This is a genomic window from Streptomyces sp. NPDC045701 (assembly GCF_056432045.1).
This window is the reverse complement of record NZ_JBWKJV010000025.1, coordinates 14,224-34,808: the sequence shown is the minus strand read 5'-3', so window position 1 is coordinate 34,808 and position 20,585 is coordinate 14,224. Positions and strand designations below refer to the sequence as shown.

Annotated in this window: 19 protein-coding genes and 1 tRNA gene; 14 read left to right on the top strand and 6 right to left on the bottom strand. The window is 72.7% G+C overall.

From position 1 onward, the window contains the following. Positions 1-192 precede the first annotated feature (192 nt). On the bottom strand, positions 193-423 hold the full coding sequence (locus tag AC07DW_RS23540; RefSeq protein ID WP_478859647.1) for a hypothetical protein: 231 nt from the start codon (positions 421-423) through the stop codon (positions 193-195). Here AC07DW_RS23540 and AC07DW_RS23535 point away from each other — a divergent pair. Together AC07DW_RS23535 and AC07DW_RS23530 are read left to right on the top strand one after the other, a co-directional pair. Further along, positions 422-1,084, top strand: a complete 663-nt coding sequence (locus AC07DW_RS23535; RefSeq protein WP_478859646.1) for a transcriptional regulator — start codon at positions 422-424, stop codon at positions 1,082-1,084. The two genes, AC07DW_RS23540 and AC07DW_RS23535, sit on opposite strands and share 2 nt — an antisense overlap. Then, positions 1,081-2,754 (top strand): site-specific integrase, encoded by a 1,674-nt coding sequence (locus AC07DW_RS23530; protein WP_478859645.1) that lies wholly within the window; start codon positions 1,081-1,083, stop codon positions 2,752-2,754. Before AC07DW_RS23535 ends, AC07DW_RS23530 begins: the two co-directional genes overlap by 4 nt. Before the next feature lie 46 nt (positions 2,755-2,800). Here AC07DW_RS23530 and AC07DW_RS23525 read toward each other — a convergent pair. After that, a tRNA-Arg gene (locus tag AC07DW_RS23525) sits at positions 2,801-2,873 on the bottom strand. A 197-nt stretch (positions 2,874-3,070) separates the two neighbouring features. Between AC07DW_RS23525 and AC07DW_RS23520 the strand changes: the two genes are divergently transcribed. The 4 genes from AC07DW_RS23520 to AC07DW_RS23505 all read left to right on the top strand — a co-directional run bounded on the left by AC07DW_RS23520 (position 3,071) and on the right by AC07DW_RS23505 (position 7,667). Next, positions 3,071-3,712 (top strand): ScbR family autoregulator-binding transcription factor, encoded by a 642-nt coding sequence (locus AC07DW_RS23520; RefSeq protein WP_478859644.1) that lies wholly within the window; start codon positions 3,071-3,073, stop codon positions 3,710-3,712. After that, entirely contained in the window at positions 3,712-4,596 is an 885-nt protein-coding gene (locus AC07DW_RS23515) for an NAD(P)H-binding protein (RefSeq protein WP_478859643.1), read from the top strand. The genes AC07DW_RS23520 and AC07DW_RS23515 overlap by 1 nt, the downstream gene beginning before the upstream one ends. 637 nt (positions 4,597-5,233) lie before the next feature. Beyond that, entirely contained in the window at positions 5,234-5,854 is a 621-nt protein-coding gene (locus AC07DW_RS23510; protein WP_478859642.1) for a ScbR family autoregulator-binding transcription factor, read from the top strand. A 118-nt stretch (positions 5,855-5,972) separates the two neighbouring features. Further along, positions 5,973-7,667, top strand: a complete 1,695-nt coding sequence (locus tag AC07DW_RS23505) for a class I adenylate-forming enzyme family protein (RefSeq protein ID WP_478859641.1) — start codon at positions 5,973-5,975, stop codon at positions 7,665-7,667. 176 nt (positions 7,668-7,843) lie between these two features. Here the strand turns inward: AC07DW_RS23505 and AC07DW_RS23500 are convergent, their stop codons facing one another. After that, entirely contained in the window at positions 7,844-9,124 is a 1,281-nt protein-coding gene (locus AC07DW_RS23500) for a M6 family metalloprotease domain-containing protein (RefSeq protein WP_478859640.1), read from the bottom strand. 248 nt (positions 9,125-9,372) lie between these two features. Here AC07DW_RS23500 and AC07DW_RS23495 point away from each other — a divergent pair, with 248 nt between their 5' ends. From AC07DW_RS23495 to AC07DW_RS23475, 5 genes are all read left to right on the top strand, one after another. Further along, on the top strand, positions 9,373-10,050 hold the full coding sequence (locus tag AC07DW_RS23495; RefSeq protein WP_478859639.1) for a TetR/AcrR family transcriptional regulator: 678 nt from the start codon (positions 9,373-9,375) through the stop codon (positions 10,048-10,050). Positions 10,051-10,222: 172 nt separating this feature from the next. Further along, entirely contained in the window at positions 10,223-11,773 is a 1,551-nt protein-coding gene (locus AC07DW_RS23490; protein ID WP_478859638.1) for an MFS transporter, read from the top strand. 173 nt (positions 11,774-11,946) lie between these two features. Next, positions 11,947-12,852 carry a LysR family transcriptional regulator gene (locus AC07DW_RS23485; protein WP_478859637.1) on the top strand — a complete coding sequence of 302 codons (906 nt, stop codon included), beginning with the start codon at positions 11,947-11,949 and terminating at the stop codon, positions 12,850-12,852. Between the two features lie 109 nt (positions 12,853-12,961). After that, on the top strand, positions 12,962-13,522 hold the full coding sequence (locus AC07DW_RS23480) for a cysteine dioxygenase family protein (protein WP_478859636.1): 561 nt from the start codon (positions 12,962-12,964) through the stop codon (positions 13,520-13,522). After that, positions 13,522-14,601 carry a YeiH family protein gene (locus tag AC07DW_RS23475; RefSeq protein ID WP_478859635.1) on the top strand — a complete coding sequence of 360 codons (1,080 nt, stop codon included), beginning with the start codon at positions 13,522-13,524 and terminating at the stop codon, positions 14,599-14,601. The genes AC07DW_RS23480 and AC07DW_RS23475 overlap by 1 nt, the downstream gene beginning before the upstream one ends. A gap of 5 nt (positions 14,602-14,606) precedes the next feature. On the opposite strand, the gene AC07DW_RS23470 is transcribed toward AC07DW_RS23475, so the two are convergent. Continuing rightward, entirely contained in the window at positions 14,607-15,119 is a 513-nt protein-coding gene (locus AC07DW_RS23470; protein WP_478859634.1) for a MarR family winged helix-turn-helix transcriptional regulator, read from the bottom strand. Between the two features lie 113 nt (positions 15,120-15,232). On the opposite strand from AC07DW_RS23470, the gene AC07DW_RS23465 reads away from it, so the two are divergent. After that, positions 15,233-16,036 (top strand): dioxygenase family protein, encoded by an 804-nt coding sequence (locus tag AC07DW_RS23465; protein ID WP_478859633.1) that lies wholly within the window; start codon positions 15,233-15,235, stop codon positions 16,034-16,036. Between the two features lies 1 nt (position 16,037). On the opposite strand, the gene AC07DW_RS23460 is transcribed toward AC07DW_RS23465, so the two are convergent. Beyond that, a complete protein-coding gene (locus AC07DW_RS23460; protein ID WP_478859632.1) occupies positions 16,038-16,613 on the bottom strand; it encodes an N-acetyltransferase family protein in 576 nt (191 codons plus the stop codon). A gap of 148 nt (positions 16,614-16,761) precedes the next feature. Between AC07DW_RS23460 and AC07DW_RS23455 the strand changes: the two genes are divergently transcribed. Further along, positions 16,762-17,769, top strand: a complete 1,008-nt coding sequence (locus tag AC07DW_RS23455) for a sigma-70 family RNA polymerase sigma factor (RefSeq protein WP_478859631.1) — start codon at positions 16,762-16,764, stop codon at positions 17,767-17,769. A gap of 135 nt (positions 17,770-17,904) precedes the next feature. Here AC07DW_RS23455 and AC07DW_RS23450 read toward each other — a convergent pair whose 3' ends face one another. Beyond that, a complete protein-coding gene (locus AC07DW_RS23450) occupies positions 17,905-18,870 on the bottom strand; it encodes a helix-turn-helix transcriptional regulator (protein ID WP_478859630.1) in 966 nt (321 codons plus the stop codon). 62 nt (positions 18,871-18,932) lie between these two features. Here AC07DW_RS23450 and AC07DW_RS23445 point away from each other — a divergent pair, with 62 nt between their 5' ends. After that, a complete protein-coding gene (locus tag AC07DW_RS23445) occupies positions 18,933-20,477 on the top strand; it encodes an MFS transporter (RefSeq protein WP_478859629.1) in 1,545 nt (514 codons plus the stop codon). Positions 20,478-20,585 lie beyond the last annotated feature (108 nt).

Genomic DNA, 20,585 nt, shown 5'->3' with positions numbered 1-20,585 from the left:
TGCCGCCGGGTTGGTACTTCACGGGCCGTACGGGGTTGCTGGGGCCTCCGGCGTTGCACCGCCGGGGGCCCGTCCCGTTCTCGCGGGCACCAGGCCATCGCGAGGGAACACGGACCGTACGTCCACGCCCGCCAACAGTCCAGCGTTTCTGTGTCAGCTCAGCGCAGAACGGTTTGCTACGCTCCCACCCCTTCACGCCGCCAGCCCCAGCAGATCCAGCAGATCCGCGGTCACGACCCGGTAGGCGTTGCCGAGGCGCAGCACCTTGCACGGGTACTCGCCTCGCTTGGCCAGCTCGTACCCCTTGCTCCGCCCGAGCCCCAGAGCACGGTTGCTCGTGTCCAGGTCAATAGCCACGGGAAGGGCGAGCAGCTCCTCCCGGCTCATCCCCTTCGATCGTCCGGCTGTCGCGTCTTCGCGCATGCAGTACGCCCCTTTCGGTACAGCCCTCGGCGAACGTGCCAAGGCCAACGTGGCCGGCGAAGTCCGGCGCAGAAGGAAGGAGATGGGATGGAGCGCCCAGGACCTGGCGGACCGGTGCGAGCATCTGGGGCATCCCATCCCGCGCAACGTGATTGCCAACATGGAGTCCGGGCGCAGGGCCAACCTGCCGCTGGTGGACGTCATGGTCCTGGCGGCGGCTCTGGAGACGTACCCGGTGTGCCTGATCTTCCCGGTCGGCTACGTCGACGAGACCCAGGAACTCCCCTTCCAGGACCTCATTCCCACCTGGGACGCCCTGCGGCGCTTCACCGGCGAGGAGGAGGTGCCCGGCCGCGACCCGGGCCTGGTCCCCGACTTCGAGCACCACGCCAGCCTCGTACAAACCGCCCTCGCCGCACTCGACGAGGAGGAGCAGGCACGGTTCGCAGTCAAGACCGCTACCAGCCGCGCCCAGCAGGAAGAAGCCGAGCGTAAGCGGGCCAAGTACGCCGAACAGGCCATCTCTGCCAAGTACAGCCTCCGCCACCTCCGCCGCGAACTCCGCGAGGAGGGCGCCACCCCGCCCCATCTCCCACCCGCACTGGGCGACGTCGACCCACCCGAAGAGGAACCCAACACCACCCCGGAGGAACGCCTTTGAAGGGCTCCACCCACCGCCGCTGCTACTGCCGCGACCCCCACACCGGCAAACCGCTTGGCAAGAAGTGCCCGAAGCTCGCCGGCCGCAAGCACGGCTCGTACTCCATACGCCAGGAGCTCCCGCCCCGCGAGGATGGCACCCGCCACTCCTTCAGCCGCGCCGGCTACGAGTCCCTCAAGGCAGCCCAGGCGGACCTCGACCACGTCCGCGCCCTCATCGGACTCGCCGATGCCGACGACGCGGAGGGCCTTTCCCAGATCGCCGAGTTGCTGGAGAAGGTGGCCGACGAGAAGGCCCCGCTGCCGAACATCGAGGCGACGCGCAGGAGCCTCAGCCACGGCCTGGACTTGACGAGCCGACTCACAGTCGGCGAGTGGCTGGACATGTGGCTGGCGGGCAAGAAGGGGCGGCAGAGCGCCATCAGCCGCGACGAGAGCAACATCAGGGTGCACCTCAAACCGCGGATCGGGCATCTGCGGCTTGACCGGCTCCGGGTCACCCACCTGTCGGAGATGTTCGAGGCCATCGCCGAGGCCAACGTCGAGATCGCCGAAGGCAACGCGGCCCGCCGCAAGGCGTTCGAGGACCTCGCCCAGATCCCCTGGAAGGGCCGCGAGCCCCGCGCCCGCCGCAAGGCGATGAAGGCAGCCATCGCCGAGATGGAGCCCTACCGCCGCATCGTCGGTCCGGCCACACGCCAGCGCGTCCGCTCCACCCTGCGGGCCGCACTCAACGCCGCGATCGCCCAGCAGCTCATCACCTTCAACCCGGCCGCACACGTGGAGCTGGAGGCGGGCAAGCGGCCCAAGGCCCTCGTGTGGACCGAGGAGCGCATCCTCCACTGGAAGCGTACCGGCGAGAAGCCGTCGTCAGTGATGGTCTGGACGCCGGAGCACACCGGGCTCTTCCTCGACCACGTCGCGGAGGACCGCCTGTACGCGCTGTTCCACCTGATCGCGTTCCGCGGGCTGCGACGGGGTGAGGCGTGCGGGCAGAAGTGGACCGACACCAACCTGGACGCAGGTCTCATCACCGTCGCCAAGCAACTCGTCGTAGACGGCTGGGAGGTGTACGAGGACGACCCCAAGACCGACGCCGGCGCGCGCACCATCGCGCTCGACTCCGACACGGTCCAGGCCCTCAAGCAGCACCGCGCCCAGCAGGACAAGGACCGCGAGGAGTGGGGGAGCGCATGGGTGGAGACGGGGCGCGTCTTCACCAAGGAGAACGGCGAGTTGCTCCACCCCGCCAACGTCACACGGCGGTTCGTCGAACTGTACGAGGAGATCGGTCTGCCGCCGGTCCGACTCCACGACCTCCGCCACGGGGCCGCGACGCTGGCCCACGCGGCCGGTGCGGACCTGAAGGACATCCAGGAGATGCTCGGCCACTCCTCGATCACCATCACGGCCGACACGTACACGAGCCTGCTCCCCGAGGCCGACCTGGCGATCGCCGAGGCCGCAGCCCGGCTCGTCCCGCGCGCCCGCGCCACCTCCGAAAACACCGCCTCCGAAGCGGAGCCCGAGCCCGACGACGCGGAGCATCCCGGCCCGGAGTCCGTGCCGGATGATGCTGATCCGTTGGGAGAAATTTCGGAGATCAACTCTCCGTCCGCTCACGCACCGCTCACGCAAACGGCCCCGGACGAGGAGTCCGAGGCCGAATAATCGCCTCCCTGGGGAAGAAACCCCAGGTCAGCGGCGTAATGCGTTGTGCCCCCGGCAGGATTCGAACCTGCGACACCCGCTTTAGGAGAGCGGTGCTCTATCCCCTGAGCTACGGAGGCGGGGTGCCGTGACCGGCACCGGCGTCAGTGTAGCGGGTGGCGGGGGCGGTGTACGGGGGGATACCGCCGGTCAGGGTGCGGTGGGGGGTGTGTGCGGGGCGTCGGCGTCTGGTGTGCTGTAGGGGGTGGCGCGTCCGGCGGTGATCAGTAACATAGCGGGCGCTCTTTTTCGCGCCGAGGGAATCGAGGGTGAACGCATGGGCCAGCCGAAGCAGGAACGGGCGGTGCAGACCCGTTTGGCGCTCATGCGAGCCGCCGCCGAGGTCTTCGACGAGTACGGGTACGCGGGCGCCGGGATCAACAAGATCCTCAAGCGGGCGGGGCTGACCGCCGGCGCCCTGTACTTCCACTTCGGGTCGAAGGAGGGTCTCGCCGAGGCGGTCATGAACGCCCAGCAGGACACCATCGAGCCGCTGCTGGACTCCCGGGGGCTCCAGCGCCTGGTGGACATCACCCTGGTGTGGTCCCACCAGCTCGGCACCGACCCGTTGCTGCGCGCCGGGGTGGAACTGTCGCTGGGGCACGAGCGGTTCGTGGACGAGGCGCCGTTCGAGGGCTGGCGCGAGCTGATGACCGGCTACCTGCGCGAGGCGCGGGACCTGGGCGAGCTGCGCGAGGGCGTGGATCCCGAGACCGTCGCCCGGTTCGTCGTGGGCGCGTGCACCGGCGTACAGCTGTACTCGCGGCAGGTGGACGGCCGCGCCGGCCTCCCGCAGCGCGTGACGGAGATGTGGGAGTGCCTGCTGCCCGGCATCGCCGCGCCCGGCACCGCGCACACCTTCGACACCGGTGTCGCGCGCGGCAAGCGGCTCAGCCGCCGGACGCGGGCGGGGGCCTGATGGCGGACGGACGCACCCGGCCGGTGGTCGCCGTCACCGGGGCCACCGGGACCGTCGGCCGGCTCGTCGCGCACGGGCTCGCCGCCGACGGGACCGCGGAGGTACGGCTCCTGGTACGCGACCCGGACAAGGCCGTACGGGAAGGGCTGCCGGGGCGGGCCGTCGCGGCGGACTTCGGCGAACCGGGGCCGCTCCGGGAGGCGTTGTGCGGCGCGGAGGCCGTCCTCCTCGTGACCGGCGACCCCCTGCGGCCCGAGCACGACGAGAACGCCCTGGCCGCCGCCCTCGCCGCCGGGGTGCGCCGTGTGGTCAAGCTGTCCGCCCTCGCCGTGCTCGACCCGGGGGCCCAGGACCTGCTCACCCGCTGGCAGCGCGACAACGAGGAGCGGCTGCGCGCCTCGGGGCTCGACTGGACGCTGCTGCGGCCGAGGGCCTTCATGTCGAACGCCCTCGGCTGGGCCTCCTCCGTGAGGCAGGAGGGCGTCGTCCGGGGGCTGTACGGCTCCGGGCGCAACGCCTGCGTCGACCCGCGTGACGTCGCCGGCGCGGCGGTACGGGCGCTGCTCGACCCGACGTGCGCCGGACGGAGCTACGCCCTGACCGGGCCCGAACCGTTGTCCGCCCGGGAGCAGACCGAGGTGCTCGGCGAGGTGCTCGGGCGGAAGCTGGAGTTCGTCGAGCTGACGGAGGACCAGGCGGTGGAGCGGTGGCGCGCCCGGTGGCCCGAACACCTGGTGCGGGTCCTGCTCGAAGGGGCGCGGCGGCAGCGGGACGGCGCCAAGGCGGCGGTCGCCGACGGGGTACGGGAAGCGACCGGGCGCCCCCCGTGCGACTTCGCCGACTGGGCGCGGGCGCACGCGGAGGTGTTCGGCCCCGCCGCGTGACGGCGGAGCCGGCGGCGATCGGTTCAGGGTCCGCCCATGGGGCGGGCGCGGCGTCCCGCCGGAGCGTCCCGCGGGTCGTGGTCCGCGCCGGGGGCCGCGCCCGCACGGTCGCCTCGGTGGTGAACGTACGTGGCGTCCGGATCGCCTGCGCCGCCGGAGCGCGTGGGGGCGCGTGGCCACCGGAGCCGTCGTCACCGCGCCTGCTCGTCGGCGGTACGCGTCCGGAGTGGGCGTCGACCTGCTCGCGGACATGCTGAGCCGCGGGCTGCGCCCATCCTGCGCGCCTCAATGCCGTCGACGGCGGCTGAAGCGCCATACGGCGGACTGCCCGGCCCCGCGTGGCTACGGCTCGTGGGTCCGGCGGCGGCCGCATTCCCCGGTCCGAAAAACATTACGTGTGTTCTATTTGTTTTGGCCGCTATTCGCGTTGTGCGCGGGCCGCGGGTTCCGGGTCGCGTCACTTCAGGAAGTGGTGACGGTCCTAACAGAACCGCGTAGATGGTTTGTTTAACTGGGCGCCAGGGTGGCAAACTGGCCTTCGGGGGTGGGCCGGTGGCCGAGTTGGCGCTAAAACCTGTCCCTGTTTACATACCAAGAGGTCTCTTTTTACTGTCGTTCCAGCGAGAGGGGTGGGGCTGTGGCGAAACAGGAGAGGGCGGAGCGGACCCGGGCGAACCTGATCCGGGCGGCCGCCGCGGTGTTCGACGAGGTCGGCTACGAGCGCGCCACCCTTGCGGTGATCAGCGATCACGCCCAGGTCACCAAGGGCGCCCTGTCGTTCCACTTCGCGGCCAAGTCCGACCTGGCCCGCGCCGTCCAGGCCGAGGCGTGCGCCAGGTCGGGCGCCGCCCTGAAGGTCTGCGCCGAGCGTCCGGGCCCCGCCTTCCAGGCGGTGGTCGACATGACGTACACGCTCGTGGGGCTGCTGGAGAGCGATGTCGTCACCCGGGCCGGGGTCCGGCTGGCCCGTGAGCTGGAGACGCCGGAGGACCCGGCCCTGCACTGCCATGTCAACTGGCTCGGCAGCCTGTTCCAGGCCCTGTGCCGGGCCGAGGCCGACGGGACCGCGCTGCCCGGTGCCGACGCCCGGTCCGCCGCCGCGCTGGTCATGTCGGTCATCGTGGGCGCCGAGACGATGGCCCGCACCCGCGCCGACAAGGCCTTCGGCGAGGTCCGGCCCGCCCCGCACGAGACGGCGCAGGAGTGGCTGGGGCGTATGTGGCACGTCGTACGTCCGGTCCTGGCGCCGGCCGCCTGAAACGCGCCACGCCGGACGGCCGAATGTAGGTGGCCTGTACACGGACCTTGACGGGGTGAGGTCGGGGCGCATAGCGTCGCCCGGGAGGGGCTGAGCAAGCGCTTAGGAAGAGGCGATCGTGCCGCACACCGATCCGTCCACGCACCACCCGGGGTCCACGCACCACCCGGCGTCCTGGGACGCGGTACTCACCGCGCCCGGCGCGCCCTTCGCCGTCGTGACGGCCGGGGACGGCCGGCCCGTGTACGCCGCCGGACCGCACACCCTCCGCGAGTTCGTCGAGGTCACCTGGGCGTTCGGCGAGCGGCCGTTCCTCGTCGCGGAGGACCGGACGTATACGTACGGGGAGTTCTTCGCCGCCGCCTGCGCCCTCGCCCGCCGCTTTACCGACGTGTACGGGCTGCGCCCCGGCGACCGGGCCGTCGTCGCCATGCGCAACCACCCCGAGTGGCAGGTCGCCTTCTGGGCCGCCCAGTTGGCGGGACTGGTGGCCGTCCCCCTCAACGCCTGGTGGACCCAGGACGAGTTCACGTACGCCCTCGACGACTGCCGCCCGCGTGTCCTGCTCGTCGACGGGGAGCGGGTGGAGCGCGTACGCGCCTGGGCGGCCCGCGAGCGGGTCACCGTCCTGACCTTCCACGGGGACGCCGGGCAGGGTTTCGAGCGGTACGAGGACCTGCCCGCCCCCGATCCCGCGCTCGGCCCCCCGGACGTGGAGGTCCGGCCCGAGGACGACGCGACCATCATCTACACGTCCGGCACCACCGGCCGCCCCAAGGGCGCGGTCGCCACGCACCTCGCGCAGGCCGGGGCCGCGACGAACCCCCGCTTCCACGCCGCCGTCGCCGCGCTGGAGCGGGGGGAGGTCCCGGGGGCGGGCCCGGCGCCCGTGTCGCTGACCACGTTCCCGTTCTTCCACGTCGCCGCCTTCACGTCGTTCTACTCGGTGATGGCGGCGGGCGGCACGCTCGTGCTGATGCGCAAGTGGGACGCCGTGAAGGCCCTGGAGCTGATCCACCGGCACGGCGTCACCCACTACGCCGGGGTGCCGACCACCGCGCTTCAGCTGCTGGACGCGGCGGGCGACGGGGGCCTCGGACCGCTGACGCACCTCAACACCGGTGGCGCCGCCGCGCCGCCCGGCCTCGTCGCCCGTTGCCCCGAGGGCGTCGAGCCCCGCAACGGCTACGGCCTGACCGAGACCAGCGGCGGCGTGCTGGCCCACTTCGGCGCCTCCTACCGGCGCTTCCCCGGCAGCGTCGGGCGGCCCACCCCGGTCACCGAGGTGCGGATCGCCGCCCCGGACGGGCAGGCGCTGCCCGACGGGGAGGTGGGCGAGCTGTGGCTGCGCGGCCAGTCCCTGGTGCGCGGCTACTGGGAGGACCCGGAGGCGACCGCCGCCGCGTTCACCCCCGACGGCTGGTTCCGCACCGGAGACCTCGCCACCGTGCGCGAGGGCCGGGTCAGCGTCGTCGACCGGCTGAAGGACATGGTGATCCGGGGCGGCGAGAACGTGTACTGCGTGGAGGTCGAGGCGGCGCTGTACGACCACCCCGACGTGACGGACGCGGCCGTGCTCGGCGTCCCCCACCCCGAGCTCGGGGAGGAGGTCGCCGCCGTGGTGCGGCTGCGGCAGGGCGCCACGGCGGGTGCCGAGGAACTGCGGGCGCACGTGGCGCGGAGCCTGGCGGCCTTCAAGGTGCCGGCGCACATCCTCGTCCAGGACGGGCCGTTGCCCCGGAACGCCACCGGCAAGGTGCTCAAGCGGGACCTGCGCGGGGACGTCGCGGCCCGGGTACGGGCGGGGGCCTGACCGGGGCCGGCGCGTCGGCCGCTCCGGTTCGGTCCGGCTTCGGAGCCCGGTGGGGGGCGGGGTGCGGAGTGCGGGTCCGGAGGTCGGGTACGGGTACGAAGTCGGGTCGGGTTCCGGAGGTCGGGTCGGGGTCCGGAGGCCGGGTCAGGAGGTCGGGTCGGGGTCCGGAGGCCGGGTCAGCCGCGGGTGACGCGGACGCGGTACGTGCCGGTGTCGGTGTCCTCGGACAGGACGGTGATCCGTACGCCGCTCTCGCGGTCGGTGAAGGACTCGCCGGGGCGGTACGGGGCGTCCGACAGTTCGGCGTGCACGTTCGGGCGGCGTGTGCAGCCGCCGCTGTCGCGGTCGCTGTCGACCACGGTGACGGGGCCGTGACCGGTGTCCACGTCCGACTGCACGTGGTAGATCAGCACGCCAGGCTCGCACACCGCCTCGTCGTTGCCGTCGCGGGTGCGCACCTCCACCGCGTACCCGGACTCCGGGGTGAGCGGTACGAAGGCGAGCTTCGGGCCGCCCTTCCGGGCCAGTGAGGTGAGCGTGTAGTCGCGGGTGCCGGAGGCGGAGGCGCACCGCACCTGGCGGTCGTCGATCCAGCCCAGCTTCCACTTGTGCCAGCCCAGCAGGTCGTTGTTGGCCCCCCAGTCCTCGGACATGATGTCCCAGTGCCCCACCGCGCCGCCGCCCTCGGTGGTGTACAGGTCCGGCAGCCCGAAGACGTGGCCGTTCTCGTGCGGCAGCACGCGGAAACCGGTCTCGTGGTAAGTGCCCGAGCCGTCGTCCTGGCGGCTGTAGACGAACGACGTGTTGGCGAGCGGCGCCCCGTCGGCGTGCGGCGCCTCGCCGTTGCCGGAGAAGGTGACGGACAGGACGGTGTCCAGCGCCGAGGGGCCCGCGTTCGGGGTGACGAGGACGTTGACCAGGTCGTAGTCGTTGAAGTCGACCTTCGGGTCGGCGGCCGTCACGATGTCCTGGACCAGCCGGCGGTAGCCGGGTTCGTACGGTGAGCCGCGCTCGATCCCGTACGAGTCGAACGGCATCGGCATCCGCAGCCAGTCGCGCAGCGGCGCTTCGGGGCGGTAGCGCAGCCGCCCGTACGAGCTGGTGCGGAACCAGTCGGTGGTCTGCGGGAAGAACTCGGCGAACCGGCTCATCGCCGGGCCCTCGCCGGGGGCGTCGGGGAAGTCGACCATCAGGGTCAGGGCCCGGACCTCGCCGGTGGAGCGGGCGTATTCCGGGCCCGTGGGTATGCCCTCCGAGAGCTGGACCCCCACGGTGGTCGTGATCCGGCACGGCGCGAGTCCCGGCTCGTCCGCGGCACGGGCCGCTATGGGGCCGGCCGACGCGCGGGTCGGGTCCGGGAGGGTCGAGCTCGCCGTGGCCAGCCCGGCCATGGCGAGGGTGGTGGCGGCCGCCCCGAGGGCGACCGGTCTGCGTATCCGCCGGCGCGTCTGCTGCATACGTGCTGATCGCCTTCGGTCGCCGGCAGCCGGCCGGGTCCGGGCTGCTCTCCGTCCGATCAGCCTCTGCCGGGCCGGTGGAAGGCGCCCGCCGGGTGCGGCCGAACGTGGGTTACTCACCGGGAGCACGAGTGGTGTACGTCACAGTGATGGCGGGATGAAACGGGGACGGCTTCCCCGTTTAACCCGGTGTCGCTGACAAGCGGGGAAACCGTCCCCGGTTGGGCGCGAGGAGAGGGAAACCGACCGTGACGAGCGCGAGCGTGAGCACCCGCACCACCGGCACCACCGGCGCCGCCCCGCGCCCCGCACCCCGTCCCCGGGCGGACGCCCTGCGCAACCGGGAGCGGATCGTGACGGCGGCCCGGGAGATGTTCGTCGAGTTCGGTCCCGAGGTGCCGTTCGACGAGGTCGCCCGCAGGGCCGGGATCGGCAACGCCACGCTCTACCGGCACTTCCCCGACCGCGACGCCCTCGTCCACGAGGTCGTCCTGTCCGTCATGTCCCGCACCACCGAACGGGCCCTGGAGGCGGCCGCCGAGGAGGGCGACGCCTTCCAGGCGCTGCGCCGCTTCACCCACGCCGCCGCCGACGAGCGGATCGGCGCCCTGTGCCCGATGCTCTCCGGCGCCTTCGACCGGGACCACCCCGAGCTGCTCGCGGAGCGCGCGCGCCTGGAGGAAGCCGTACAGACCCTCTTCGACCGGGCGCAGGCGGAAGGCCGGCTGCGTACCGACGTCGCCGTCGGGGACCTGCTGGTCGGCCTCTCCCAGCTGACCCGGCCGCTGCCCGGCTCGGCGTGCCCGAACTTCGACCGCTTCGTGCACCGCCATCTGCAGCTGTTCCTGGACGGCCTGGAGACGCCCGCGCGTTCCGAGCTGCCCGGTGCGGCCGCGACCCTGGAGGACCTCCGGCGCGAGCTCTGAGGCCCCTCCGGCCGATCCCGACCCCTCCCGACCGACTTCTCCCGACCGGCTGATCCCGACCGGCTGATCCCGGCCCGTCCCGACCGACCGTTCCCGGCCGTCCCGGCGCTTGTCCTTGGCCCCGCCCTTACGTCCGTTTTCCGTTGTTCCGAGTCCCTAGGTGGCTGCTCCCATGCCGAAAACCGCTTCAGGTCCCATATCCGCCGACCTCGCTCCTGATCCCAGCCGCTGGAAAGCGCTGATCTTCATCGCCCTGGCCCAGCTCATGGTCGTGCTCGACGCGACGATCGTGAACATCGCGCTGCCCTCCGCCCAGCTGGACCTGGGAATCTCGGACGGCAACCGCCAGTGGGTCATCACCGCCTACGCCCTCGCCTTCGGCGGCCTGCTGCTGTTCGGCGGGCGCATCGCCGACCTGTGGGGCCGCAAGCGCACCTTCGTCGTCGGCCTGCTGGGCTTCGCCGCGGCATCCGCGCTGGGTGGCGCGGCCACCGGCGAGGCCATGATGCTCGGCTCGCGCGCCCTCCAGGGCGCCTTCGGCGCGCTGCTCGCGCCCGCCGCGCTGTCCCTGCTGGCGGTGATGTTCACCGACGGCAAGGAGCGCGCCAAGGCCTTCGGCATCTACGGTGCGATCGCCGGTGGCGGTGGCGCCGTGGGCCTGATCCTCGGCGGTGTCCTCACCGAGTACCTCGACTGGCGCTGGACGTTCTTCGTCAACATCCCCTTCGCCGTCGTCGCCGCCGCGGGCGCCTACTTCGTGATCCGTGAGCCGGCCGGCGGGCGCAACCGCTCGCCGCTCGACATCCCCGGCGTCGTCCTGTCCACGCTGGGCCTGGTGTCCCTGGTGTACGGCTTCACCCGCGCCGAGTCGCACGGCTGGTCCGACGCGAGCACCATCGGCCTGTTCGCCGCCTCCGTGGTGCTGCTCGCCGCGTTCCTCGCCGTCGAGGCGAAGGTGACGTCGCCGCTGCTGCCGCTACGCGTGATCACCGAACGCAACCGGGGCGGTGTCTACCTCTCCCTGGGGCTCGCCATCATCGCGATGTTCGGCCTGTTCCTCTTCCTCACCTACTACCTCCAGGTCGTCAAGGGCTTCTCGCCCGTCAAGACCGGCTTCGCCTTCCTGCCGATGATCGCCGGCATGATCACGGGCTCGACGCAGATCGGCGCCCGCCTGATGACCCGCGTCGCGCCCCGCCTGCTGATGGGCCCCGGCTTCCTGGCCGCCGCCACCGGCATGCTGCTGCTGACGCAGCTGGAGGTCGACTCGTCGTACGCCGGGCTCATCCTGCCGGCGCAGCTCCTGCTGGGCCTCGGCATGGGTACGGCCTTCATGCCGGCCATGTCCCTGGCGACGCACGGCGTCGAGGCCCGTGACGCCGGGGTGGCCTCCGCGATGGTCAACACCTCGCAGCAGGTCGGCGGCGCCATCGGTACGGCGCTGCTCAACACCATCGCCGCGTCGGCGACCACCGCGTACATCACCGACCACGCGGCCGCCGCGACCTCCCCGCAGGCGCAGAAGCTGCTCCAGTTGCAGGGCATGGTGGAGGGGTACTCCGCCGCCATCTGGTGGGCGGTCGGCATCCTGGTCGTGTCCGCCGCGATCGCGGTCACGTTCATCAACACCGGCCGCCCGGGCACCGGTGCGCAGCCGGTCGCGGAAGGCGGCGAGGGCGACCTCGCCGCGGACGCGGTGAGGATCCCGGTCGTCGCGCACTGAGCCGTCCGGCCCGTACGGGAGTACGGGCTCACGGACCAAGGGCGTCCGGGGTACGGGGGTACGGGGGTACGGCACCACCGGCGTACGGACGTGACGGAAAAGGGGTGCTCCCCGCCACCGGAGTGGCGGGGAGCACCCCTTTCCGTACCCCAATTTCCGCTTATGCTTTCGACGTGTTCGACTCCCGGTACATCAAGACCTTCCATGAGGTGGTCAGGACCGGTTCGTATACGGCGGCCGCCCGCGCCCTCGGGTACACGCAGCCGGCCGTCAGCCAGCAGATGAAGGCGCTGGAACGGGACGTCGGCACACCGCTGTTCACCCGCGTCGGGCGCGGCCTGCGGCTCACCGAGGCGGGGGAGGCCCTCACCCGGCACTCCGGGACGATCCTCGACAGCCTGTCCGTCGCGCAGCAACAGATCGACGCCATAGCCAGGTTGCGCTCCGGCCGGGTGCGCGTGTGCGCCTTCCCCAGCGCCGGAGCGACGATCCTGCCCGAGGCCATGGCCCGGATGGCGGCCCAGCACCCGGGCGTCCGGGTGGAACTGGTGGAGAGCGAACCGCCCGAGTCCCTGCGGATGGCGGCCCGGGGCGAGTGCGACATCACCCTGGCCTTCAGCTACCCGGGCCTGCGGGTCGACGTCCCCGAGGAGCTCGACGAGTTCAGGCTGCTGGAGGACCCGCTCACGGTGCTGCTGCCCACCGGGCACCCCCTGGCCCGCCGCCGCGCCGTGCACCTGGCCGATCTGGCGCACGAGCGGTGGATCGCCGGCTGCGCGCGCTGCAACGCCAACTTCCTGCACGCCTGCGCCGAGGCGGGCTTCAGCCCCGACATCGCCTGCACCACGGACGACAACCTGGTGATGCAGAGCCTGGTGGCGGCGGGCGTCGGCATCGCCATGGTGCCCGCGCTCGTCCTGTCGTTCCTCTGCCACGACAAGGTCACCGGCCGGATCGTCGAGCCGCACACCCGGCGCCAGGTGTACGCGTACGTCCTGCGCGACCACCTCAGGATCCCCGCCACGGCCCTCATGCTCGACGAGATCGTCGCGGTGGCCGAGTCCAAGGTCGGCTGCTGAGCCCGGAGCCGGCCGACCGCTGAACCTCCTCGACCCATAAGCGTTCGTTGGGTACTCGGCAAAGAACCCTCCTTGGACGTGATGGGTCGGCCGGGCGGACGCTGCCGCCATGACGACGACCCCCGTTGCCGCCGCCGGTCCGACCACCGCACGCCTGCGCGCCCTGGTCACCGCCGTACGCGAGACCGTCGACCGCGGCCTGGCGCCCGAACCGACCTCCCGGCTCGTGGCCGAACGCATCGCCCCGCACCTCGGCGCGCCCGACCTGCTCACCCCGGAGCAGTGCGCGTCCGACCCCGCCCACTACCGCCAGCACGTCCTGCACGCCGAGCCCGACGGCAGCTTCTCCGTCGTCGCGATCGTCTGGCTGCCCGGCCAGTCCACGCCCATCCACGACCACGTCTCGTGGTGCGCGGCCGGCGTCCACCAGGGCGAGGAGCACGAGCGGCGCTACCAGCTCGTCCCGGACGGCACCTCCGCCCGGCTGCTCGTCACCGAGGACGTGGTGAACCGGGCCGGCGAGGTGGCCGCATTCGCCCCGCCCGGCGACATCCACTCCGTACGCAACAGCGGTGACCGCACCGCCCTGTCCCTGCACGTCTACGGGGCCGACATCACCCGCCTGGGCACCAGCGTGCGGCGGCTCTACCGCCTGCCCGCCGCCCGCTGATGGCGCTCGTCGGCCCGCGTCCGCGTCCGCGCCCGGTCGCGTCGGGCGGCCGGGCGGGCCCCGGCTCCCGCACCCGCCCCGGCCTCCGCCTCCGCCCCGGCCCTCTGCCCGGGCTCGCGCTCGCCGCCGCCGGGGTCGCGGCGGCCTGGCTGGCGCACCTCGCCGTGCCGGCCGTACCGATGCTCACCGCCACCGTGGTCCTCGGGATCGCCGCCGCCCACACGCCGTGGCTGCGCGACCGCGTCCGGGGCGGCTGCCGGCCGGGGCTGACCCTGGCGGCCAAGCGCCTGATGCGCGTCGGTGTCGTCCTGCTCGGGCTGCGGCTGAGCCTCGGGGACGTCCTGGGTGTGGGCTGGTGGACCGTCGCGATGGTGCTCGGCGTCGTGGCCGCGACCTTCGGCGGTACCTGGTGGCTGGGGCGCCGCCTCGGGCTGCCGGGTGACCAGCCGGTGCTCGTCGCGGCGGGGTACGCGATCTGCGGGGCGTCGGCGATCGGCGCGGTCGGCGCGGTGCGTGACAGCGACGAGGACGACGCGGCCACCTCGGTGGCCCTGGTCACCCTGTGCGGCACGCTCGCCATCGCCGTACTCCCGCTGCTGCACGGCCCCCTGGGCCTGAGTGACGCGCAGTTCGGGCGCTGGGTGGGGGCGGGCGTGCACGACGTGGGCCAGGTGGTCGCCGCCGCGCAGACCGCCGGGCCGGGCGCGCTCGGCGAGGCGGTGCTGGTCAAGCTCATGCGGGTCGCGCTGCTGGCCCCGCTGGTCGCGGCGATGGCGGTGGCGGCCCGGCGCCGGGGGCGCACCGCGCCGGGGGGCCGCCGGCCGCCGCTGGTGCCGCTGTTCGTCGCGGGGTTCCTCGCCATGGTGGCGCTGCGCACGACCGGGTGGCTGCCGGAGCCGGCTCTCCGGACCGCCGGGACGGCTCAGGAACTGCTGCTCGCCGCCGCCCTGTTCGGGCTGGGCAGCGCGGTGCACCTGCCGACGCTGTCGCGGACCGGGGCGCGGGTCGCCGCGCTGGGGCTGACGGCCTGGGTGCTCGTCGCGGCGGCGTCGTACGCGGGCGTCCTGCTGACGACCTGAGGCGGTCAGCGCAGCCAGGGCAGGTCGGCGTCGGGGCGGGCGGGCTGGAGGCCCTCCGCCAGGAGCCGCATGATCTCGCCGAGCTGGTCGACCTGTTCGGGGCTGAGCCGGTCGAACACCGCCTGGCGCACGGCGCTGACGTGGCCGGGCGCGCTGCGCCTGAGCACCTCGTAGCCCTCGTCCGTCAGGTAGGCGTTCTGGCCGCGCTTGTCGGAGGGGCAGTCCTCGCGGCGTACCCAGCCGTTCTTCTCCAGACGCGCCACGGCGTGCGACAGCCGGGACCGGGTGATCTTGGCGTCCTTGGCGAGTTCGGTCATCCGCATGCGGCGGCGCGGGGCCTGGGAGAGCTGGACGAGCAGCCCGTAGTAGATGTGCGGCATCCCGGCGTCGCGCTGGAGCTGGCGGTCGAGGTGGTCCTCCAGCAGCGTGGTGGCGTGCCGGTACGCGCGCCAGACGCGCTGCTCGTCGTCGCTGAGCCAGCGCGGTCGCTCGTCCCCGCCGTTCGGTGCCGTATCCATGTATCCACTCTACGGCTTCTTGAAAGTTGAACAAAGTCTCGGTACGCTCCCTGGTGAACCTGCTTTAAGTTTCAAGTAAGTAGGATGGAAGCAGCACGTCAGGAGCCGCCGTCATGACCCCCTTCGAGGAGCCCGCACAGCGCGGGGCGGTGCGGATGCCCGCCCTGTACCTCTCCCACGGCGCCCCGCCGCTCGCCGACGACCCCCTGTGGCCCGGCCAGCTCGCCGCCTGGTCCGCCGGCCTGCCGAAGCCCTCCGCGATCCTGATGGTCTCCGCCCACTGGGAGGAGGCGCCGCTGGCCCTCGGCGCCACCGTCACCGCGCCGCTGGTGTACGACTTCTGGGGCTTCCCCGAGCACTACTACCGGGTGCGGTACGCCGCCCCCGGCGCGCCCGCCCTCGCCGAGTCCGTGCGCAAGCTGCTGCGCGGGCCCGGCACGCCCGTGCAGGACCTCCCCGGCCGGGGGCTGGACCACGGGGCGTACGTCCCGCTCGTCGAGATGTACCCGGACGCCGACGTGCCGGTTCTCCAGATGTCCCTGCCCACGCTGGACCCGGCCCGCCTGATGGACATCGGGCGCAGGCTGGCGCCGCTGCGCGACGAGGGCGTGCTGATCGTCGGCAGCGGGTTCTTCACCCACAACCTGGCGGCGCTGCGGCACGCGGGCGTGCCGGGCTGGTCGGCGGAGTTCGACGACTGGGGGCGGCGGGCGCTGGACGGCGGCGACGTGGACGCGCTGCTGGACTTCGCGCACGCCTCACCCGCCGGCGCCCTCGCCCACCCGCGCACCGAGCACTTCGCGCCCCTGTTCGTGACGCTGGGCGCCGCCGACACGGCGGGCGACCTGGCCGGCGGGCGCAGTGTCATCGACGGCTTCTGGATGGGCCTGGCGAAGCGGTCGGTCCAGTTCGGCTAGGTCACCGTCCCGGCCCGGGGGCCTGCCCCGAGTCCGGGTCCGGCCCCGGGCCGGGCCGGAGGGCCTTCTCGTACCAGGCCACGTCCCAGTACCGCCCGAACTTCCGGCCCACCTCCGCGTAGGTGCCGACGTGCCGGAAGCCGAAGCGGGCGTGCAGGCGCACCGACGGCTCGTTCGGCAGCGCGATCCCCGCGTAGGCACGGTGCACGTCCTCCTTGGCCAGCGCCTCGAAGAGCCGGGCGTAGAGCAGCGACCCGACGCCCCGGCCGGCCGCCTCCGGGGCGAGGTAGGCGCTCACCTCGACGGAGGTGCGGTACGCGGCCTTCGGGCGGAAGGCGCTGGAGGTCACGTACCCGAGGACCGGCCCCGCGGCGCCGGGCCCGCGGGCGACCAGCAGGCGGTGGGGGCCGTCCTCCGGGTGGGAGCGCAGCCAGGGGCGTCGCTCCTCCGGGGTGAAGGGGGCGATGTCGAATGTGATGGCCGTCTCACGGACATAGTGGTTGTAGATGTCCGTGAGGGCGGTGAGGTCACCTTCCGCCCCCGGGCTGACCTGCACCTCTTCGTCGTCGCGCGGCATCCGCCCTCCCTCGGTGGCGCGACAGGGTACTGCAAGATCTCGGGAATTGACGGGCGCCATGGGAATTCTGTCCGGATTCCAGTCGTTGTTTCCGTCGGATGCAGGGCACCCGGGAGGGTGTCGCGACCTACTCAGCAAGGGAGCTCGCATGGCAACCCGTGCCGTCGCCCGTCGTCAGTCCACCGGCAGTGAGACCAGGACCACGGACCGGGCAAGCAGCGTTCGCGCCGTGGGCGGGGAGATCGCCGACCGCGACCTGGTCGGCATGTACCTCGACGAGATCGCGCGCACGCCCCTGCTCGACGCCGCCAAGGAGGTCGAGCTGTCCCAGACCATCGAGGCGGGCGTGTTCGCCCAGCAGATCCTCGAGGGTGAGGTGGACTCCGGCGCCGCGGGCGCGTCCCGCGAGGAGCTGGAGCGCCTGGCGGCCGAGGGCGAGCGTGCCAAGGACGTCTTCATCCGGTCGAACCTGCGTCTCGTCGTGGCCGTCGCCCGCCGCTATCCGCGCAGCGGCCTGCCCCTTCTCGACCTCATCCAGGAGGGCAACGCCGGCCTGGTGCGCGCCGTGGAGAAGTTCGACTACACCAAGGGCTTCAAGTTCTCGACGTACGCGACGTGGTGGATCCGCCAGGCCATCACGCGGTCGATCGCCGACCAGTCGCGCACCATCCGCCTCCCCGTGCACCTGGTGGAGGAGCTCGGCCGCATCCGGCGCGTGCAGCGGGAGTTCAACCGCGAGCACGGCCGGGACCCGGAGCCGGCGGAGGTCGCCGCCGAGCTCGGCTCCAACCCGGAGCGGGTCATCGACGTCCTGGACTGGGCGCGTGACCCGGTGTCGCTGAACATGCCGGTGGACGACGCCGGTGAGACCCAGTTCGGCGACCTGCTGGAGGACACGTCCGCGGTGTCGCCCGAGCAGTCGGTGCTGACGCTGCTGCGCAGCGAGGAGCTGGACGACCTGATCGGCAAGCTCGACAACCGGACGGCCTCGATCATCCGCATGCGGTACGGCATCGAGGACGGCCGGGAACGAACGCTGACCGAGGTCGGCAAGGAGCACGGCCTGACCCGCGAGCGGATCCGCCAGATCGAGAAGCACGCGCTCCTCGAACTGAAGCGCATGGCCCGCGACACCGGCTTCGACGCGGCGGCCTGAGCCCCTCGGGCTCCGGCCCGCCGCCGCAGCGTCCGGCTCGTTGGCCCCGCCCTTGTGGCGGGGCCGCCGTCGTCGTGCGCGCCGCCGCCCCGGGGGTCGGGGCGCCGCGCACCGAGCCCGCGCCGCTGCCCGAGGTCAGGGCGCCGCGGGCACCGCGCGTGTCAGGCGGCCGGCCAGGGCGGTGACGTACCCGGCCAGCGCGTCCGGGCCGTGCACGGTGAACTCGCAGTCCACCAGCGCCAGGCGCAGCGCCAGCCACTCCACCGAGTCGGCCGACCTGGCGCGCAGCCGGCATGTGCGGTCGCCCGTCGGCGTGGGTGCCAGGTGCGCCGGCAGCCGTGCGGTCACGAACTGGGCGGGCGCCGCGAAGGTGACGTCCACGTCGTGCTCGGGCTGGTTGCGCGACGTGGTGTGCGACAACAGCTCCGCCGCGTCGCCCGTCGGCAGCTCGCGCGGGGTGAACCGGGCGCCCGTCGCGAACGGCTCCGTGACCCGGTCCACGCGGAAGGTCCGCCAGGCCTCGCGCTCCAGGTCGTACGCCACCAGGTACCAGCGGTGGCCGGTCGAGACCAGGCGGTACGGCTCCACCTGCCGCTTCGACTCCGTCCCGTCGCCCGCGCGGTAGCCGAACCGGAGCCGCTCGTGGGCGGTCACCGCCGCCGCGAGGGTGGTGAGCGTCGACGGGGCGACCGTGGCGCCGTCGCCGCGCGTCAGCGGGATCGTCGCGTGCTGCAGGGTGGCGACCCGGTGCCGCAGCCGCGAGGGGAGGACCTGCTCCAGCTTGGCCAGCGCCCGTACCGCCGCCTCCTCCACGCCCTCGATGGCGTGGCCGGCCCCGGCGCGCAGTCCCACGGCGATGGCCACCGCCTCCTCGTCGTCCAGCAGCAGCGGCGGCATCGCGGCGCCCGCGACCAGCCGGTACCCGCCGACCGCGCCCCGGCTCGCCTCGACCGGGTAGCCGAGGTCCCGCAGCCGGTCGATGTCACGGCGGATCGTGCGCGGGCTGACGCCCAGCCGGTCGGACAGCTCGCTGCCCGGCCACTCGCGCGGGGTCTGGAGGAGCGACAGCAGATTCAGGAGTCGTGCCGGAGTGTCCGTCATGCCGTCCAGCATGCGCGCCCACTAGGACACGACCTGACCTATATACGGATTAGCTTCCCGGCATGACCTCCTCCACCACCAGTACCACCGGTACGGCGTCGTCGGCGGCCGATCGCCGGCGATGGCTGGCGCTCGCCATCGTCATGACGGCCGCGTTCATGGACCTCGTCGACGTCACCATCGTCAACATCGCCATCCCCAGCATCGAGCGGGACCTGTCCGCCTCGTTCGGCGCGATCCAGTGGATCACCGCCGGTTACGCGCTGGCGTTCGCCGCCGGGCTGATCACCGGTGGCCGGCTGGGCGACATCTACGGCCGCAAGCGGCTCTTCCTCGTGGGCATCGCCGGGTTCACCCTCGCGTCCGCCCTGTGCGGGTTCGCCGCCAATCCCGAGATGCTGGTCGCCTCCCGGCTGTTGCAGGGCGCGATGGCCGCGATGATGGTGCCGCAGGTGCTGGCGATCATCCACGTCACCTTCCCGGCGCACGAGCGCGGCAAGGTGTTCGGGATGTTCGGCGCGATCGTGGGGCTCGGGGCCGTCTCGGGACCGTTGCTGGGCGCGCTGCTGACCCAGTGGAACCTGTTCGGGCTGGAGTGGCGGCCGATCTTCCTCATCAACCTGCCCGTCGGCATCGCCGGGCTGATCCTGGGCCGGAAGTTCATCACCGAGTCGCGTGCCGACCGGGCGATGCGGCTGGACCTGGTCGGCGTCGCGCTGGTCACGCTGGGCCTGCTCATGCTGATCTACCCGCTGACGCGCGGCCGTGAGCTGGGCTGGCCGCTGTGGGGCCATGTGTGCATGATCGCCAGCCTGGCGGTGTTCGGCGCGTTCGTGGCGTACGAGAAGCACAAGACGCGCAAGGACGGGTCACCGCTGGTCGAGCTGTCGCTGTTCCGGGTCAAGAGCTTCGCGGCGGGCATCGCGGTGCAACTGACCTTCGGTGTCGTGATGGGCATCTTCTTCCTGGTCTGGACGCTCTACATGCAGATCGGGCTGGGCTGGAGCCCGCTGAAGGCCGGTCTGACCGGTGTGCCGTTCTCGATCGCGGTGTCGGCAGCCGCCGGGATGTCCGTGCAGAAGCTGGTGCCGCGTTTCGGGCGGAAGGTGCTCCAGGCCGGCGCGCTGACGATGATCGCCGGGGTGCTCCTCTACATCTGGGAGGCCGGCCGGTACGGGACCGGGATCGAGCCCTGGCAGATGGCCGCGCCGCTGATCGTGATGGGCGCCGGCATGGGCCTGATCGTGGCGCCGCTGACGGACGCGGTGCTGTCCGACGTGCCGCGCGAGCACGCGGGGTCGGCGTCCGGCCTCATCAACACGACCGGGCAGATGGGTACGGCGCTCGGCCTCGGCCTGGTCTCGGTGGTCTTCTTCGGCGTGATCGACGAGGAGCGGCTCGCGCCGGCCGAGGTCGGGGCCGCGTTCGCGGACGCCTTCCGGGGGTCGCTGTGGTGGGTCGTCGCGGTCCTCGGGGTGATCTTCGCCGTGATGTTCGCCCTGCCCGGGCGCCCGAAGCAGCACATCGAGGGCGCGGCGGCGGCCGACACCGCACTGCCCGACGGCGTACCGGCCGACGGCGAGCCGGAGCCGGTGCCGGCCCGCTGAGGTCCGGCCGGCGGGACCGGCCCGCGAAGGCCCGACTCCTGGGAGGAACGCCCCGGAGCCGGGCCTTCCGTTTGCCCGGGTGTGTTTACTTCCCGGGTATCTGGTCGT